Origin of the sequence: Paracoccus sp. SSJ (genome assembly GCF_030234105.1) — a bacterium.
Taxonomy (GTDB): domain Bacteria; phylum Pseudomonadota; class Alphaproteobacteria; order Rhodobacterales; family Rhodobacteraceae; genus Paracoccus; species Paracoccus denitrificans.
Map to the genome: position 1 here is coordinate 66079 of NZ_JASSPE010000004.1, position 16062 is coordinate 82140.

The 16062-nt window shown below is 68.4% G+C and carries 13 protein-coding genes and 1 tRNA gene; 10 read left to right on the forward strand and 4 right to left on the reverse strand.

Annotated features, from left to right (window positions below):
• Window positions 1-99: 99 nt before the first annotated feature.
• A tRNA-Gly gene (locus QPR87_RS05585) sits at window positions 100-173 on the reverse strand.
• Window positions 174-259: 86 nt separating this feature from the next.
• Between QPR87_RS05585 and QPR87_RS05590 the strand changes: the two genes are divergently transcribed.
• A complete protein-coding gene (locus tag QPR87_RS05590) occupies window positions 260-1708 on the forward strand; it encodes a TrkH family potassium uptake protein (RefSeq protein WP_011746881.1) in 1449 nt (482 codons plus the stop codon).
• Here the strand turns inward: QPR87_RS05590 and QPR87_RS05595 are convergent.
• Window positions 1705-3147 (reverse strand): peptidoglycan-binding domain-containing protein, encoded by a 1443-nt coding sequence (locus QPR87_RS05595; RefSeq protein WP_285048712.1) that lies wholly within the window; start codon window positions 3145-3147, stop codon window positions 1705-1707. The two genes, QPR87_RS05590 and QPR87_RS05595, sit on opposite strands and share 4 nt — an antisense overlap.
• Window positions 3148-3233: 86 nt before the next feature.
• Between QPR87_RS05595 and QPR87_RS05600 the strand changes: the two genes are divergently transcribed.
• The 8 genes from QPR87_RS05600 to glmM all read left to right on the forward strand — a co-directional run bounded on the left by QPR87_RS05600 (window position 3234) and on the right by glmM (window position 13386).
• A complete protein-coding gene (locus QPR87_RS05600) occupies window positions 3234-4184 on the forward strand; it encodes a glycine--tRNA ligase subunit alpha (protein WP_285048713.1) in 951 nt (316 codons plus the stop codon).
• The gene (locus QPR87_RS05605) at window positions 4181-4663 is read left to right on the forward strand and encodes a DUF6446 family protein (RefSeq protein ID WP_285048714.1); all 483 of its coding nucleotides are present in this window, start codon (window positions 4181-4183) and stop codon (window positions 4661-4663) included. The genes QPR87_RS05600 and QPR87_RS05605 overlap by 4 nt, the downstream gene beginning before the upstream one ends.
• Complete coding sequence (glyS, locus tag QPR87_RS05610; RefSeq protein WP_285048715.1) at window positions 4663-6720, forward strand: glycine--tRNA ligase subunit beta; 2058 nt, start codon at window positions 4663-4665, stop codon at window positions 6718-6720. Before QPR87_RS05605 ends, glyS begins: the two co-directional genes overlap by 1 nt.
• A gap of 106 nt (window positions 6721-6826) precedes the next feature.
• The gene (locus QPR87_RS05615) at window positions 6827-9388 is read left to right on the forward strand and encodes a putative PEP-binding protein (RefSeq protein WP_011746886.1); all 2562 of its coding nucleotides are present in this window, start codon (window positions 6827-6829) and stop codon (window positions 9386-9388) included.
• A gap of 308 nt (window positions 9389-9696) precedes the next feature.
• Window positions 9697-10155, forward strand: coding sequence for a cell wall hydrolase (locus tag QPR87_RS05620; protein WP_502921599.1), 459 nt, complete (start codon window positions 9697-9699; stop codon window positions 10153-10155).
• A 78-nt stretch (window positions 10156-10233) separates the two neighbouring features.
• A complete protein-coding gene (locus QPR87_RS05625; RefSeq protein WP_285048717.1) occupies window positions 10234-11016 on the forward strand; it encodes a dihydroneopterin aldolase in 783 nt (260 codons plus the stop codon).
• Window positions 11017-11060: 44 nt separating this feature from the next.
• Window positions 11061-12032, forward strand: a complete 972-nt coding sequence (gene folP / locus QPR87_RS05630; protein ID WP_285048718.1) for a dihydropteroate synthase — start codon at window positions 11061-11063, stop codon at window positions 12030-12032.
• 10 nt (window positions 12033-12042) lie between these two features.
• Window positions 12043-13386, forward strand: coding sequence for a phosphoglucosamine mutase (glmM, locus tag QPR87_RS05635; protein WP_011746890.1), 1344 nt, complete (start codon window positions 12043-12045; stop codon window positions 13384-13386).
• 82 nt (window positions 13387-13468) lie between these two features.
• Here glmM and QPR87_RS05640 read toward each other — a convergent pair whose 3' ends face one another.
• On the reverse strand, window positions 13469-14590 hold the full coding sequence (locus tag QPR87_RS05640; protein WP_285048719.1) for an FAD-dependent oxidoreductase: 1122 nt from the start codon (window positions 14588-14590) through the stop codon (window positions 13469-13471).
• A gap of 41 nt (window positions 14591-14631) precedes the next feature.
• On the reverse strand, window positions 14632-15054 hold the full coding sequence (gene dksA, locus QPR87_RS05645) for an RNA polymerase-binding protein DksA (protein WP_011746892.1): 423 nt from the start codon (window positions 15052-15054) through the stop codon (window positions 14632-14634).
• A gap of 161 nt (window positions 15055-15215) precedes the next feature.
• Here dksA and QPR87_RS05650 point away from each other — a divergent pair, with 161 nt between their 5' ends.
• Window positions 15216-16055 carry an AAA family ATPase gene (locus QPR87_RS05650; protein ID WP_011746893.1) on the forward strand — a complete coding sequence of 280 codons (840 nt, stop codon included), beginning with the start codon at window positions 15216-15218 and terminating at the stop codon, window positions 16053-16055.
• The last annotated feature ends 7 nt before the right edge of the window (window positions 16056-16062 follow it).

Here is a 16062-nt window from a genome sequence, read left to right on the forward strand (position 1 = left end):
GCGCCCCTGGGCGGGGCGCCCGAGACGCTCCCCCCGGGGTATTTGGTAAACGGAAAAAGCCGGTTTCGGGCGGGCGGGTGCGGCGTGCAGGGGAAAGGATGGAGCGGGTGATGGGAATCGAACCCACGTATTCAGCTTGGAAGGCTGCTGCTCTACCATTGAGCTACACCCGCGTTGCGCCTTTCTATAGGGGTTGGCGCGGGCTCGCGCAAGCGTCGCGCGCTTGACGCTTGCAGGGCGGCGGGGCAAGCAGGGCGGCATGATCGATATCCGTCCCGTGGCCAATATCGTCGGCAAGGTCGTCGTCACGCTGGGGGCGGCGATGGCGCTGCCCATGCTGGTCGACTGGTGGCACGGCGATCCGCATTGGCTGATCTTCCTGGAATGCGGGATCCTGACCACGCTGGCCGGCGGGCTGGTGGCGCTGTCCACCCGGCAGGTGGACAAGTCGCTGACCATCCAGCAGGTCTTTCTGCTGACTGCGATGCTGTGGCTGGTGGTGCCGGTGGCGGGTGCGCTGCCGTTCATGCTGGGCGCGCCGCATGTCGGCTTTACCGATGCCTATTTCGAGGCCATGTCGGGCGTCACCACCACCGGCACCACGGCATTCCCCGATCTGGACAACCTGCCCAAGGGCACGAATCTGTGGCGGGCCTTCCTGAACTGGGCGGGCGGCCTGGGGATCATCGTCGTCGCCATGATCTTCCTGCCGGCGATGAAGGTCGGGGGCATGCAGTTCTTTCGCTCGGAAGGCTTCGACACCCTGGGCAAGATCCTGCCCCGCGCCTTCGACATCGCGCGCGAGATGACCGGGGTCTATATCGCCATGACCGCAAGCTGCATGGTGGTCTATATCCTGCTGGGCATGAAGGGCTTCGACGCGCTGGTGCTGGCGCTGTCCACCTGCTCGACCGGGGGGTTCTCCAATTACGACGCCAGTTTCGCGCCCTTCATCGGGCCGGCGGAATATGCCGCCGCCTTCTTCATGATCCTGGCCTCGATCCCCTTCATCCGCATGGTGCAGCTGATCCGCGGCTCGGCCGAGCCGATCTGGCGCGACATCCAGGTCCGGGCCTATCTGCGCTGGACCTTCTACGCCATCGCGGTGGTGGTGCTCTACCGGCTCTTGTGGCTTGAGGCGAAGAACCCCCTCGACGTGATCCGCGAGACCACGTTCAACGTCGTCTCGACCTTTTCCGGCACGGGCTTCGCCTCGACCGACGTGACGCAATGGGGGCATTTCCCCTTCGTCATCCTGATCGTGGTCGGGCTGATCGGCGGCTGCACCGGCTCGACCTCGTGCTCGGTCAAGGTGTTCCGCTATCTGGTGCTGTTCCAGGCGGTCAAGGCGCAGCTCAGGCGCATGCAGTCGCCGCATCGGGTGTTTCCGCTGCTCTACGGCGGCCGCCCGCTGGAGGAGGACGTGGTCGATTCGGTCATGGCCTTCTTTACCCTGTTCATCCTCAGCTTCGGCCTGCTGATCGTCGGGCTGGCGCTGACCGGGCTGCATCCGCGCACGGCGCTGACCGCGGCCTGGACCGCGATCGCCAATGTCGGCGTGGTCTGGGGGCCGGAACTGACGCCCGAGGGTGCGGTGACGGATTTCCCCACCGCCTCGAAATGGCTGATGATCTGGGGGATGTATCTGGGCCGGCTGGAGCTGATCTCGGTGCTGGTGCTGTTCCTGCCGCGGTTCTGGCGCAGCTAGTCCTGGGCGACGGTCGGGGCGAGGGCCGGGGCGATGGCGGGCGCCTCGGGCTGCGCCTCGCCCGCGCCGGGGGCAAAGCGGGCCAGGTTGTCCGAGATCTCGGCCGCCAGCCGGTGCTGGCCCTCGGGGTCCGAGATCGGCCAGATCAGCACGAAGCCCTGCACGCGGCCATCAATCACCCGGCCCTCGGCATGGCCGATATGGGTCTGGTTCCTGCCGTCCAGCACGACGCTGCCGCGTTCCACCTTGCGCTCGGGCGCCGGTACCCAGCCAAGCGCGGTGACGAGGCCGGCGAGGTCCAGCATCTCCTGCTGGCCGCCGGGCTGCGAGAACAGGATCAGCGCCGCGCCCGAGCCGTCCTTGGGTCCATAGATCGACAGCGCGCGCTCGGCACGGTCGAATTGCAGCTTTTCCATCGGCGCGGGCAGGGCAAGGCCGGTATGGGCATCGCGCAACTCGGCCAGCCCCATCTCGGCGCGCCACGCCTCGCGCCGCCGGATCAGCTCGGCCATGGCGGTCGCGGTATCGGGCGAGGCGCGCAGGCGCACGATCTCCTCGGCAATGGCGGCGCGGGTCTTGGGGCCATCCTTGCCGTCGATGCCGCCGTCGTAATGGCCGGCCCAACGCAGTGCGCGCTGGATGTCCTCCAGCGGCGGCATGGGCACCGATGCGGCGTCCGGGGCAGGGGGTGCGCCCAGATCCGGCACCTTGCCGATGATCGCGATCTCTCCCATGTCCTCGCCCGGCGCAAGGAAGGCGTCCTTGGGCACCGCGCCGGCATCCTTGAACGCCTTGAGCCAGGCGGTGCCGGTCGCCTCGTCCATCGGGCCGAAGCCGATGGCCAGCCGGCCGTTCGGCAGGGTCCACAGCCCGGCTTCGGGCAGGGTTTCGCGCCATTTCGCCAGCATTTCCTCGGCCCGGGCGTGGTCTGTGGTGGATTCCAGGCGCAAGACGAACTGTGCCGGCGCGGGCTCGGCGGCGGTCTCGGGTTCGGCTGGTGCGTCCTCGCCAGCCAGGTCGCCGGCCGCCGGCTGGGCCTGTTCTTGGGCCGCGCCCTGCGGGAAGGTCGAGGCATTGCCGGCCGGCGTTTCCGCTGCCGCCGGGATGGTCGTGCCCGCGGCTGCGCCGATGCGCGTCAGTTCGCGCCCCTCGGCGGCGGACAGGAAGCTGTCGCCCGGCACCTTGCGTTCCTGCTTCAGCTGCTCCAGCCGGGGGACCGCCTCTTCGCGCGGCATCGGCCCCAGCGCGATGCCGACCCAGCCATCGGCCAGCGGGAAGGTCACGACATCGGGGAACTCGGCGCTCCAGCCCTCGGCGGTGGCGCGGGCGGCGTCGGCGCCGCGCTTGGCCTCGATGCGGATCACCACATCCTCGGCCTGCGCCGCCGTGGCAAGGGCCAGCGGCAGAGCCGCACCGATGACGAATGCAAAGCGCCGCATGGGCATGTCCCTCTCATTGACCCTGCGCCGCCCTCTGCCTAGAAGGCGGCAGACATTTCCTGCCAGTTATGCCGAAGGAAGCCCCGATGACCAGCCCAAAGGACAATCAGACGGCGAGACCCGTCTGCTTTCAGGACGTGATCCTGCGCCTGCAATCCTATTGGGCCGCGCAGGGCTGTGCGGTGCTGCAACCCTATGACATGGAGGTCGGCGCCGGCACCTTCCACCCGGCGACCACGCTGCGCAGCCTTGGGGCCCGGCCCTGGGCCGCGGCCTATGTCCAGCCCTCGCGCCGTCCGACCGACGGCCGCTATGGCGAGAACCCGAACCGCTTGCAGCATTACTACCAGTATCAGGTCATCATCAAACCCTCGCCCCCGAACCTGCAAGAGCTTTACCTGGGCAGCCTTGCGGCCATCGGCCTCGACCCGATGATCCACGACGTGCGCTTCGTCGAGGACGACTGGGAAAGCCCGACGCTGGGCGCCTGGGGCCTGGGGTGGGAGGTCTGGTGCGACGGCATGGAGGTCAGCCAGTTCACCTATTTCCAGCAGGTCGGCGGGCATGACTGCCGCCCGGTCTCGGGCGAGCTGACCTATGGCCTGGAGCGTCTGGCGATGTATGTGCTGGGGGTCGAGCATGTGATGGACATGCCCTTCAACCCGCCCGGCAGCCCGATCCCGCTGAGCTATGGCGACGTCTTCCGCCAGGCCGAGCGCGAATACTCCCGCTGGAACTTCGAGCAGGCCGATACCGGGATGCTGCTGCAACATTTCAAGGATGCCGAGGCGGAATGCGACCGCATCCTGACCGCGGCCGAGACGGACAGTGCCGGGCGGCGCATCCCGATGGCGCATCCGGCCTATGACCAGGCGATCAAGGCCAGCCACCTGTTCAACCTGCTGGACGCGCGCGGCGTGATCTCGGTCACCGAACGCCAGGCCTATATCGGCCGCGTCCGCGCGCTGGCGAAACGCTGCGCCGACCTGTTCGTCACCACCGAGGCCGCGACCCTGCAAGCGGAGGACGCGGCATGAGCTCGGGCAAGATCGTCGCCTCGATGCTGGTGTTGGTGGCGGTGATGGCCGGCCTCGCCGTCTGGTATCTGCAGGTCTACGGCTTCTACGATCAGGTGGACGAGATCAGCGGCGCGCAGGACATCGTCGTCACCGATGCGCAGGGCGCCACCCATCCGGTCGCGGTCGCGGATTTCAAGGCCATCGACGCGACAAGCTCGCCCATCCGCTATCGCGCCTGCTTCACGCTGGACCCGGCCGAACTGGCCGATGCCACGCCCTATGCCGGTGCGACGCCGCTGAACGGGCCGGGCTGGTTCAAGTGCTATTCCGCCAGGGCGCTGACCGCCGACCTGGAATCGGGTGGGGCCCGCGCCGTGCTGGGCCAGGCCGAGATCCGCCCCGACGTGGACCGGGTTATCGTGGTCTATCCCGACGGCCGCGCCTTTGCCTGGCACCAATTCAACGACAAGACCCCCGAACGCGGAGTGATGGACTGATGCCCGACCTTCTGATCGAGCTTTTCTCGGAGGAAATTCCGGCGCGGATGCAGGCCCGTGCCCGCGGGGATCTGAAGAAACTCGTCACCGACGGGCTGGTCGAGGCCGGCCTGACCTACAAATCGGCCGGCGCCTTTTCGACCCCGCGCCGGCTGGCGCTGGCGATCGAGGGGCTGACCGCGCAAAGCCCCACCACGCGCGAGGAACGCAAGGGCCCCCGCACCGACGCCCCCGAGGCGGCACTGGAGGGCTTCCTGCGCTCGACCGGCCTGACGCGCGAGCAACTGGAGGCGCGCGACGACAAGAAGGGCCAGGTCTGGTTCGCGGTGGTCACGAAGCCCGGCCGCCCCGCCGCCGAGATCGTCGCCGAGGTGCTGGAGCGTGCGATCCGCGATTTCCCCTGGCCCAAGTCGATGCGCTGGGGCTCGGGCAGCCTGCGCTGGGTGCGGCCGCTGCATTCCATCATCTGCCTGCTTTCGGACGAATCCGGCGCCAGCGTGGTGCCGCTGGAGATCGAGGGCATCCGCGCCGGCAACACCACCCGCGGCCACCGCTTCATGGCCCCCGACGAGATCGCCGTCTCGGGCTTCGAGGACTATGCCGCCAAGCTGCGCCGCGCCCGCGTCATGCTGGACGCCGCCGAGCGCGAGGCCGCGATCCGGCAGGAGGCGGCGAACCTCGCATTCGCCCGCGGCTGGGAGATCGTGCCGGACGAGGGCCTGCTTTCCGAAGTCGCCGGCCTTGTCGAATGGCCGGTGCCGCTGATGGGTGCCATCGAGGACCGTTTCCTGGCGCTGCCGCCCGAGGTGCTGCAAACCTCGATGAAGGAGCACCAGAAGTTCTTCTCGGCCCGCAATCCCAAGACCGGGCGTATCGAGGGCTTCGTCACCGTGGCGAATATCGAGACCCCGGACCATGGCGAGACGATCCTGAAAGGCAACCAGCGCGTGCTGGCCGCCCGCCTGTCCGACGCGGCCTTCTTCTGGGAAAACGACCTGCGCGAGGCGAAGGCCGGAATGGCCGACTGGGCCGAGGGGCTGCGCTCGGTGACGTTCCAGAGCAAGCTTGGCAGCCAGGCCGACCGCATCGCCCGCATCGCCGCATTGGCGCGCGAGATCGCGCCGCTGGTCGGGGCCGATGCCGATCAGGCGGAACAGGCGGCCAGGATCGCCAAGCTCGACCTGCGTTCGGCCATGGTCGGCGAGTTCCCCGAGCTGCAAGGCATCATGGGCCGCTATTACGCGCTGGAGGCCGGCCTGCCCGAGCCGGTGGCCGATGCCGCCCGCGACCATTACTCGCCGCTCGGCCCCTCGGATGCGGTGCCGTCGGCGCCCGTCTCAGTGGCGGTGGCACTGGCCGACAAGCTGGACACGCTGACCGGGTTCTGGGCCATCGACGAGAAGCCCACCGGCTCGAAAGACCCCTTCGCCCTGCGCCGCGCCGCGCTGGGGGTGATCCGGCTGCTGTTGGTGAACGGGGTGCGTGCCAATCTGGGCCGGACCTTTGCCAAGGCCCGACCCGATGTCGACGCCGCCGACCTCCTTGCCTTCTTCCACGACCGGCTCAAGGTCCATCTGCGCGACCAGGGCGTCCGCCACGACATCATCGACGCGGTGCTGTCGATGCCCGGCAACGATGACCTGGTGCTGCTGGTCAATCGTGCCACGGCGCTTTCGGACGTGCTGAAGACCGAGGACGGCACCAACCTGCTGCAAGGGCTCAAGCGCGCCGGCAACATCCTCGCCCAGGCCGAGGAAAAGGACGGCGTCGAATACAGCTTCGGCGCCGATCCGAAATTCGCCGAGACTGACGAGGAACGTACCCTGTTCGCCGCCCTCGACAAGGCCGAACCGGCGATCCGCGAGGCCGTCCGGCTCGAGGATTTCCAGGCCGCGACCCAAGGCATCGCCAGCCTGCGCGCGCCCATCGACGCCTTCTTCGAGGCGGTGCAGATCAACAGCGACAACCAGATCCTGCGTCGCAACCGGCTGAACCTGCTGTCGCGCATCCGCGACGCTGGCCGGCTGATCGCGGATTTCGGCCGGATCGAGGGCTGATTCGGCCCTTCACCGTTTCATAAATACTCACGGGGGTGCGGGGGCAGTCGGCCCCCGCTCTTCGCACTTGCAGCAATGCGCCTGCCATGCCTAATGTGACGGCATCATGACCGCGCTGACAGATCCAGGTGCCATCGTCGAAATCACCCCCTCGGCGGGGATCCAGACCGCACGCCACGGCTGGCGCGCGAAATGCCTGCAGCGCCTGGTCCGCATGGAGCTGCCGGTCCCGACCAGCTTTGCGCTGTCGGCCGAGGCGGTGCGCGCCATCGCCGCCGGCCAGATGCCCGACCGCGCACGCCTGGCCGCGATGGTCGAACGCGCCGACGGGCTGGTCAGCGTGCGGCCCTCGGCGATGAACCCGGCCTGGGGCGGGCCGGGCACGGTGCTGAACGTCGGCATCAACCATGCCTGCCACGCCCGGCTGGTCCAGACCCGCGGCAAGGCGGCGGCGGATGCGATCTATCTGGGCTTCGTGCAATCCTATGCGATCCATGTCGCGCGGCTTGATCCGGACATGTTCTCGGACAGCGAGGGCGGGCTCGAGGCCGCGCTGCGCGCCTATGAGGACGAAACCGACGAGGAATTTCCCCAGGATCCGGCGCGCCAGCTGGCCGAGGTGCTGCGAAGCATGGCGCGGGCCTGGGACGGGCCGACCGCGCGGCTCTTGCGCCAGGCCAAGGGGGCGCCGCCGCTTGCGCCGCTGGGGCTGGTGGTGCAGGACATGGCGCTGGCGATCGGGCCGGGCGTCACCGGCTCGGGCACCATCCAGTTCATCGACAGCGTGACCGGCGCACCGCGCATCACCGGCCGCTTTCGCGGCCAGACCCAGGGCCGCTCCAAGGGCGAGGGGGCCGAGACGCTCTACCTGACCCGCGACCCGCGCGGCCCCTCGCTCGAGGAAGCCGCGCCCGAGGTCTTTGCCGATCTGGTCCGCTTCGGCGTCGCCGCCCGCGAACGGCTGCGCGAGGAGATGCAGATCGAATTCGTCGTCTCGGACAGCCGGCTGTCGATCATCGATGCGGTGCGGGTCAGCCGCAACTCGCGCGCCAGCGTCCGCATCGCGGTGGCGCTGGCTCGCGACGGCATCATCCCGCCGGAAGAGGCGGTGATGCGGGTCGAGCCGCGGGCGCTGTCGGACCTGCTGCATCATCAGGTCGACCCGCGCGCGCCCCGCGACGTGATCGCCCGCGGCATCAATGCCAGCCCCGGCGCCGCCACCGGGCGCATCGTCTTTACCGCCGCCGCCGCCCAGGCTGCCGAGGCGCGGGGCGAACGCTGCGTGCTGGTGCGCCGCGAGACCGTGCCCGAGGACATCCGCGGCATGCATGCCGCCGTCGCGGTGCTGACAGAGCGCGGCGGCATGACCAGCCATGCCGCGGTGATCGCCCGCGGCATCGGCCTGCCCTGCATCGTGGGCGCCAGCGGCATCTCGATCGACCCGCGCGCCCGCACCATGCTGGTCGGCGGCCGGCTGTTCCACGAGGGAGAGGAGATCACCATCGACGGCACCTCGGGCGAGGTGCTGGCCGGCGCCGCCGAGATGCTGGAGCCGGCGCTGGACGACGGATTCACCCAGCTTCTGGAATGGGCCGATGCGCATTGCCGCATCAAGATCCGCGCCAATGCCGACACGCCCGAGGACGCCCGCACCGCCCGCATGTTCAACGCGCAGGGCATCGGCCTGTGCCGCACCGAGCACATGTTCTTCGACGACGAGCGCCTGCCCGCCATGCGCGAGATGATCTTTGCCGGCAAGCCCGAGGATCGCAGCCTGTCGCTGGAGCGCCTCTTGCCCATGCAGCGCAGCGATTTCGCGGCACTGTTCGAGATCATGGCCGGGCTGCCGGTCACCATCCGCCTGTTCGACCCGCCCCTGCACGAATTCCTGCCCCATGACCGCGAGGGGATGCGGGAACTGGCCGAATCGCTGGACCTGCCGCTGTCGGACGTGACCCGCCGGGTCGAGGCGCTGTCGGAATTCAACCCGATGCTGGGCATGCGCGGCGTGCGGCTGGGGATCACCGTCCCCGAGATCTACGACATGCAGGCCCGCGCCATCTTCGAGGCCACCATCGAGGCCAGCCGCAACGGCGATCCGGTGGTGCCCGAGATCATGATCCCGCTGGTCAGCGCCCGGCGCGAGGTCGAGCTGGTCAAGACCCGCATCGACGCCGTGGCCGCCGCCGTCCGCAACGAGACGCGCAAGGATTTCACCTATCGCCTGGGCGTCATGGTCGAGACCCCGCGCGCCGCACTGCGTGCGGGCGACATTGCCGAGCATTCGGCCTTTCTGTCCTTTGGCACCAACGACTTGACGCAGATGACCTATGGGCTGTCGCGCGACGATGCCGGCCGCTTCATGGGCACCTATGTCAGCCAGGGCGTCTATTCCGAGGATCCGTTCCACATCCTCGACTTCGATGGGGTGGGCGAGCTTGTCGCCATCGGCACCGAGCGCGCCCGCGACCACAAGCCCGACATTACCATCGCGGTCTGCGGCGAACATGGCGGCAACCCGGAATCCATCGCCTTCTGTCTGCGGACGGGGGTGAACTATGTCTCCTGCTCGCCCTTCCGGGTGCCGGTGGCGCGTCTGGCCGCGGCGCAGGAATCGATTCTCATGGGCCGGGAAGAGGCCGAATCGAGCGTCGAGGTTGAGTCCTAGGACTCGCCGGTTTTGGCCGGAACTTGCCCGTTATCCAATTTGTCATCGGCGAGTTTCCGCCAGAATCCCTTGATTTCAGGTGAATCTCGCCACTCACGCCCATGTGGGCTGGCCCGTCCCGTCCTGTTTCGGGCCTCTAGCGCCAGACCGCCGCCCGTGAGTTGACCTTGGGGCGGCCCTTCCGACGAACCAGACCGGGCCGGGCCCGGACCGAAAACAGGACCAACATGTCGATTAGCAAGTCATGGCTGGCGCGCGTTTCCGTGTGTGTGGCTGTCGCTCTTTCGCCTGTCGCAGCAGTTCCGGCCATGGCCGACGGGCAGCACCAGGTTGCATATGAAACCAAGAAGGGACGCGCCGCCCGCCAGGCGACCGTCCAGATCAACCCTACCGATCTGCAATGCCTGTCCGAGGCGCTGTATTTCGAGGCCCGCGGCGAAGGCGTGCAGGGCCAGCAGGCCGTCGCCGAGGTGATCCTGAACCGCGTCGATCATCCGCGTTTCCCCAAGACCGTCTGCGGTGTGGTGAACCAGCGCGGCCAGTTCACCTATAACAAGAGCGCCCGCATCCGCGAAAAGGGCACCTATGCCCGGGTGCAGAAGGTCGCCATGGCCGCCCTGGCCGGCGCCCCGCGCACGCTGACGAACGGCGCGACCTATTTCCATACCCGCGCGGTCCGGCCCTCGTGGTCCAAGCGGTTCGAGCGCACGACCCGCATCGGCAGCCACATCTTCTATCGTTCGGATCGCCGGCTGGCCTCGAACTGAGGCGGCGACGCAAATCTGCTGCCCGATGCGCGGCCTTGTCCCTTGCGGCGGGGCCGTTTTCCTGAAAACACGGGTGGCATGGACCAGCCTGACCGTATCCACCTGCGCGATTATGTCCTTTCGGCCGAGATCGGCGCGTTCCAGACCGAGCGGGGTCAACCGCAGCGGCTGCGCTTCGACATCGAGGTTGAACTGGCCACCCATGTCGTCGGCGTAAACGACGAGGTGGACCGGATCCTTTCCTATGACATCTTGACCGGCGCGGTGGCGGCGGGGCTGGCGGATCGCCGCTATGACCTGCTGGAGACGCTGGCCGAAAAGATCGCCGCGCAGATCCTGGCGCATCCGCGTGCGGCGCAGGTGTCGGTCACGGTGGAAAAGCTGGACCGCATTCCAGGAGCGCTGGGGGTGACGCTGGTGCGCCGCCAGCCCCGGGTCAAGGCCGATCAGGTCCAGGCGCCGATCCGGGTGATCTTTCACGGCCGCGAACTGGCGCTGCCCGAGGGCGCGGTGGCGCTGGTCCCCGACGCGCCCGGCCTGCCTTTGCCGCAGGGCGGCAATGCGCGCGAAATCGAATTGCTGGCGCTGGACCAGGCCGCCTGGGCCTTGGCCGGCCATCTCGGCCTGACCGTGGCCGACAGTCGCACCGAGCTTGACTGGGCGGCAAGCGAGGGCCGCGCCGTGGTTTGGGCTCCGGCCCGCATGGTGCGCGACGTGGCCGGCCTGGCGGCCGAGCCGCATGCGCTGGCGCTGTGGCTGGCCGAGCGGCTGGGGGCGATCCGGCTCGACTGGGCCCTGCCGGAGGGTGCGCCGGAGCCGGTGCTGCCGGCGGGTTTCCGCGTCCCGACCGGGCATCTTTGACTTCGTGCTTGAATCGCCCGCCCGCCGGCTTACAGACGCGCAGCATGACCGATTATTTTCGCCCCATTCCCTGTGAGACGGGTCGCTGGCAATTGGCCGGCGGTTGGGTGCGCTTTTCGCAATTCGAGCTTTTGCGCCGCGGCGAGGCGCCCCGCGTGGTGGACAGCGCCCCCGAGGCGGTGCTGGCGGCGCTGGTCGCGCCTCGTGCGCCGCTTCTGGGCCTTTCCATGGACCACCCCCGCATCATGGGGATCGTCAACGCCACGCCCGACAGTTTCTCGGACGGCGGAAGCTATGACGGGGCCGAGCAGGCGCGGCTGCTGGCCGGGCAGGGGGCCGAGATCCTGGATATCGGCGGCGAATCAACCAGACCGGGTGCCCGCGAAGTGCCGGTGGCCGAGGAAGTCGCCCGCGTGGCCCCCGCCATTGCCGCGGCGCGGGGGCTGGCGGCGGTCTCGATCGATACCCGCAAGGCAGGGGTGGCGCGGGCCGCCATCGTGGCCGGGGCGGGGTTGGTCAACGATGTTTCGGGCTTCGACTTCGACCCGGACATGGCCGGGCTGGTGGCGGCGGCCGGCGTGCCGGTCTGCCTGATGCATGCCCAGGGCATTCCCGAAACCATGCAGGACAACCCGACCTATGGCGATGTGCTGCTGGACGTCTACGACGCCCTGGCCGAGCGTATCTCGCGGGCCGAGGCGGCGGGCATCCCTCGCGACAGGATCGTGATCGATCCCGGCATTGGTTTCGGCAAGACGCAGGCGCATAATCTGGCCATCCTGCGGCGCATCTCGCTCTACCATGGGTTGGGTTGCACCGTGCTGCTGGGGGTTTCGCGCAAGCGGTTCATCGGCAGCATCGGCGGGGCAGAGCGCCCGGCCGACCGGGTGGCGGGAACGCTGGCGCTGACGCTGGCCGGGATCGCGCAGGGGATACAGATCCACCGCGTCCATGACGCGGCAGAAACACGGCAGGGCCTCGCTCTTTGGCGGGCCGTAACCGCAGAGACAAGATGAGCGGGGCAAAATGAGCAGGAAACTATTCGGCACCGATGGCGTCCGTGGACGCGCCAACACCCATCCGATGACGGCCGAGATGGCGCTGCGCCTGGGCGCGGCCGCCGGCCGCTATTTCCGCCGGAGCGGCGAGGATCACCACCGCGTCGTCATCGGCAAGGACACCCGCCTGTCGGGCTATATGCTGGAGAACGCACTGACCGCCGGGCTGACCAGCACCGGCATGAACGTGCTGCTGCTGGGGCCGGTGCCGACGCCGGCGGTGGGCTATCTGACCCGCTCGATGCGGGCGGATGTGGGCATCATGATCTCGGCCAGCCACAATCCGGCGCATGACAACGGCATCAAGTTCTTCGGCCCGGACGGGTTCAAGCTGTCCGACGAGGCCGAGGCCCGGATCGAGGCCATCGTGGCGGGTGAGATCATCCCGGCCCAGCCGCAGAACATCGGCCGCGCCAAGCGCATCGACGACGGGCGCGGGCGCTATGTCGAATATGCCAAGACCACCTTCCCGTCGGGCCAGCGGCTGGAGGGGCTGAAGGTGGTTGTGGATTGCGCCAACGGCGCCGCCTATCGCGCCGCCCCGGACGTGCTGTGGGAACTGGGCGCCGAAGTGATCCCGCTGGGCGTTTCCCCGAACGGGCACAACATCAATGACGGGCTGGGCTCGACCCATCCCGAGGCCTGCGCCCGTGCGGTGCTGGAGCATGGCGCCGACATGGGCATCAGCCTGGACGGCGATGCCGACCGGGTGATGATCGTGGACGAAAAGGGCCAGGTGGCGGATGGCGACCAGATCATGGCGTTGTTGGCCGCTCGCTGGGCGGCGCAGGGCCGGCTGCGCGGGGGCGCGCTGGTGGCGACGGTGATGTCGAATCTGGGGCTGGAACGGTTCCTGCAAGGCCGCGGGCTGCGGCTGGAGCGAACCGCCGTCGGCGATCGCTATGTGGTCGAGCGGATGCGCGGCGCGGGCTTCAACCTGGGCGGCGAGCAGTCGGGTCATATCGTGATGACCGATTACGCCACCACCGGCGACGGGCTGATCGCCAGCCTGCAATTCCTGGCGGCGCTGTCGGACAGCGGCCAGCGCGCCTCGGAGCTGGTGGCGCAGTTCGAGCCGGTGCCGCAGCTTCTGAAGAACGTGCGCTATGCCGTCGGGGCCGATCCGTTGTCCAAGGACAGCGTGCAGGCCGAGATCGCGCGGGCCGAGGCGCGGCTGAACGGCTCTGGCCGGGTGCTGATCCGCAAGTCCGGCACCGAACCCCTGATCCGGGTCATGGCCGAGGCAGAGGACGAAACCGTGCTGCGCGAGGTCGTGGAGGATATCGTCGCGGCGGTCGAAAAGGCGGCCTGAGGGGCGCCTTGGTTGCCGCGCTGCCCTTGGTGGCGGCCTTGGCATACGTCTTTGGGCAACCAGAAAGCCGGCGGCGGTTTTCCTAAACCGCCGTCGGGTCGTAATCGTAGAGCCAGGCGAAACGCTCGATCAGCCGGGCGGGAGCAAGGCGAGAAACGGCGCGCAGCCCGGCATGGGCGACGGCGCGGGTCGGGCCGCGCAGGTGATAGTTGCGGGCATTGGCGTTGGCCGCCTCGACGATGCGCTGGCAACGCGGCTGGCGCAGCGCCTGGAAGCGGGCCAGCGCCGCCTGCTGGTCGGGACCGGCGTCAAGGCATGCGGCCAGCACCCAGGCATCCTCGATCGCCATGACCGCGCCTTGTGCCATGAAGGGCAGGGTAGGATGCGCGGCATCGCCGATCAGCGCCCGCCTGCCGTCCTGCCAATGCGCGGCGACCGGGTGGCGGTGCAGGCCCCAGATGCCGACCTCCCGAACCTGTTCCAGCCAGCCCGGCACGGGACCGCCGAAACGGGCGAAGGCAGCGCGCAGCTCGGTAGGGTCGCCGGGGATGGACCAGCCCTCTTCGTGCCAGTCGGGGCGCTCGACGACGGCGACGATGTTGCGCTGGCCGTGGCCCAGCGGATAGCTGACCAGATGCCGTCCCGGCCCCATGAAGACCTGCACCATGGGCGCGGCATCGGGATCGGCCGGGATCAGGGCACGCCAGGCGGTCTGGCCGGTGAAGAAGGGTGTCTCGGCGCCGTTCAGCTGCGGGCGCAAACGGCTTTTCACGCCATCCGCGCCGATCAGCAGCGGCACATCGGGCAGGTCCGCGACCTCATGGCCCAGCTCGATGCGGGCGCCGGCTTCACGCGCCGCTTCTTCCAGCAGCGCGACCAGCCGGGCGCGGTGAACGAGGCGGAACGGGTCGCGTGGGCGATGGCGTGCCAGGTCCAGCCGCGCGACAAGCCGACCGACGGAATCGCAAAGCTCGACCCGCTCCGAGGGGACCGAGATTGCCTGGAACCGCGATTCCAGCCCCAGCGCCGCCAGCACCCGCACCGCATTGGGGGAAATCTGCAAGCCCGCGCCGACCTCGCGCAGGGCGCCCGCGCGCTCCAGCACCGTGACTTGCGCCCCGCGCTGCGCCAATGCGCAGGCGGCGGTCAGGCCGGCCACGCCTGCGCCGATGATGGTGACGGGATGCTGCTTCAGGCCGGACATGGCGCCTTACCTGCGAAAGCGGCCCCCGCAGGGGCCGGCGTTCAGTCGTCGCGATGCACGCGCTCGCGCCGCTCGTGGCGTTCCTGCGCTTCCAGCGTCATGGTGGCGATGGGGCGCGCGTCCAGCCGCTTTAGGCTGATCGGCTCGCCCGTCATTTCGCAATAGCCGTATTCGCCGGTTTCGATCCGCCGCAGCGCTGCGTCGATCTTGCTGACCAGCTTGCGCTGGCGGTCGCGGGTGCGCAGCTCCAGCGAGCGGTCCGTTTCCTCGGAGGCGCGGTCGGCCAGATCGGGCACGTTGCGGGCGCTGTCCTGCAAGCCTTCCAGTGTCTCGGCGGATTGGTCCAGAAGTTCCTGCTTCCATGCGATCAGTTTGCGGCGGAAATATTCGAGTTGCCGCTCGTTCATGAAAGGTTCGTCTTCGGCGGGGCGATAATCTTCGGGCAGAAAGGTCTGGGCTTTCATCGTTCCTCCGGGAGCCGGGCGACTGGATGCCCGATCCTTGCGGCCCCCATAAAGTATGGCAGACCAATTGTCACTAGGCCATTCCGACAGGTTGTGCCCCGCGGCTTGCGAAGGCGGCGGGTGCTGGCTAGGGTCGCGCAGATTGCGCAAAGGACAGGCGAATGCAGTTTTCCTCGACCGAAACCTATGTGGCGCCCCCCGATCTGGCCATGGCCGTGAACGCGGCGATCACGCTGGAACGGCCCTTGCTGGTCAAGGGCGAGCCGGGCACGGGCAAGACCGAACTGGCGCGGCAGGTGGCCGCCAGCCTGGACCTGCCCATCGTCGAATGGAACGTGAAATCGACCACCCGCGCGCAGCAGGGGCTTTACGAATACGACGCCGTGTCGCGGCTGCGCGACAGCCAGCTGGGCGAGGCGCGGGTTCACGATATTGCGAACTACATCCGCAAGGGCAAGCTGTGGCAGGCTTTCGAGGCGCCGGGCAAGGTCGTGTTGCTGATCGACGAGATCGACAAGGCCGATATCGAATTCCCCAACGACCTGCTGCAGGAACTCGACCGCATGGAGTTCCATGTCTACGAGACCGGAGAGATGGTTCAGGCGCGGCACCGGCCCGTGGTCATCATCACCTCGAACAACGAAAAGGAACTGCCGGACGCCTTTCTGCGCCGCTGCTTTTTCCACTATATCCGCTTTCCCGATGCCGAGACGTTGAAGCGCATCGTCGAGGTGCATTATCCCGGCCTGAAGCATCGCATCCTCGACGAGGCGCTGAGCCAGTTCCTGGAACTGCGCGAGGTGCAGGGGCTGAAGAAAAAGCCTTCGACCAGCGAACTTCTGGACTGGCTCAAGCTGATCCTGGCCGAGGATCTGTCGCCCGAGGACCTGAAGCGTCCGGCCGGGGAGATGCTGCCGAAACTGCACGGCGCGCTCTTGAAGAACGAACAGGACGTGGCGCTGTTCGAGCGGCTGGCCTTCATGGCCCGCCGTCAACGCTGAGGGCGGC

Bases quoted from the DNA above. Each gene is read 5' to 3' on its own strand.
- QPR87_RS05605 (WP_285048714.1), top strand. From the start codon at position 4,181: ATGAGCTCGGGCAAGATCGTCGCCTCGATGCTGGTGTTGGTGGCGGTG.
- QPR87_RS05590 (WP_011746881.1), top strand. From the start codon at position 260: ATGATCGATATCCGTCCCGTGGCCAATATCGTCGGCAAGGTCGTCGTC.
- QPR87_RS05650 (WP_011746893.1), top strand. From the start codon at position 15,216: ATGCAGTTTTCCTCGACCGAAACCTATGTGGCGCCCCCCGATCTGGCC.
- QPR87_RS05620 (WP_502921599.1), top strand. From the start codon at position 9,697: ATGGCCGACGGGCAGCACCAGGTTGCATATGAAACCAAGAAGGGACGC.
- QPR87_RS05595 (WP_285048712.1), bottom strand. From the start codon at position 3,147: ATGCGGCGCTTTGCATTCGTCATCGGTGCGGCTCTGCCGCTGGCCCTT.
- QPR87_RS05640 (WP_285048719.1), bottom strand. From the start codon at position 14,590: ATGTCCGGCCTGAAGCAGCATCCCGTCACCATCATCGGCGCAGGCGTG.
- folP (WP_285048718.1), top strand. From the start codon at position 11,061: ATGACCGATTATTTTCGCCCCATTCCCTGTGAGACGGGTCGCTGGCAA.
- QPR87_RS05600 (WP_285048713.1), top strand. From the start codon at position 3,234: ATGACCAGCCCAAAGGACAATCAGACGGCGAGACCCGTCTGCTTTCAG.
- QPR87_RS05625 (WP_285048717.1), top strand. From the start codon at position 10,234: ATGGACCAGCCTGACCGTATCCACCTGCGCGATTATGTCCTTTCGGCC.
- glyS (WP_285048715.1), top strand. From the start codon at position 4,663: ATGCCCGACCTTCTGATCGAGCTTTTCTCGGAGGAAATTCCGGCGCGG.
- dksA (WP_011746892.1), bottom strand. From the start codon at position 15,054: ATGAAAGCCCAGACCTTTCTGCCCGAAGATTATCGCCCCGCCGAAGAC.
- QPR87_RS05615 (WP_011746886.1), top strand. From the start codon at position 6,827: ATGACCGCGCTGACAGATCCAGGTGCCATCGTCGAAATCACCCCCTCG.
- glmM (WP_011746890.1), top strand. From the start codon at position 12,043: ATGAGCAGGAAACTATTCGGCACCGATGGCGTCCGTGGACGCGCCAAC.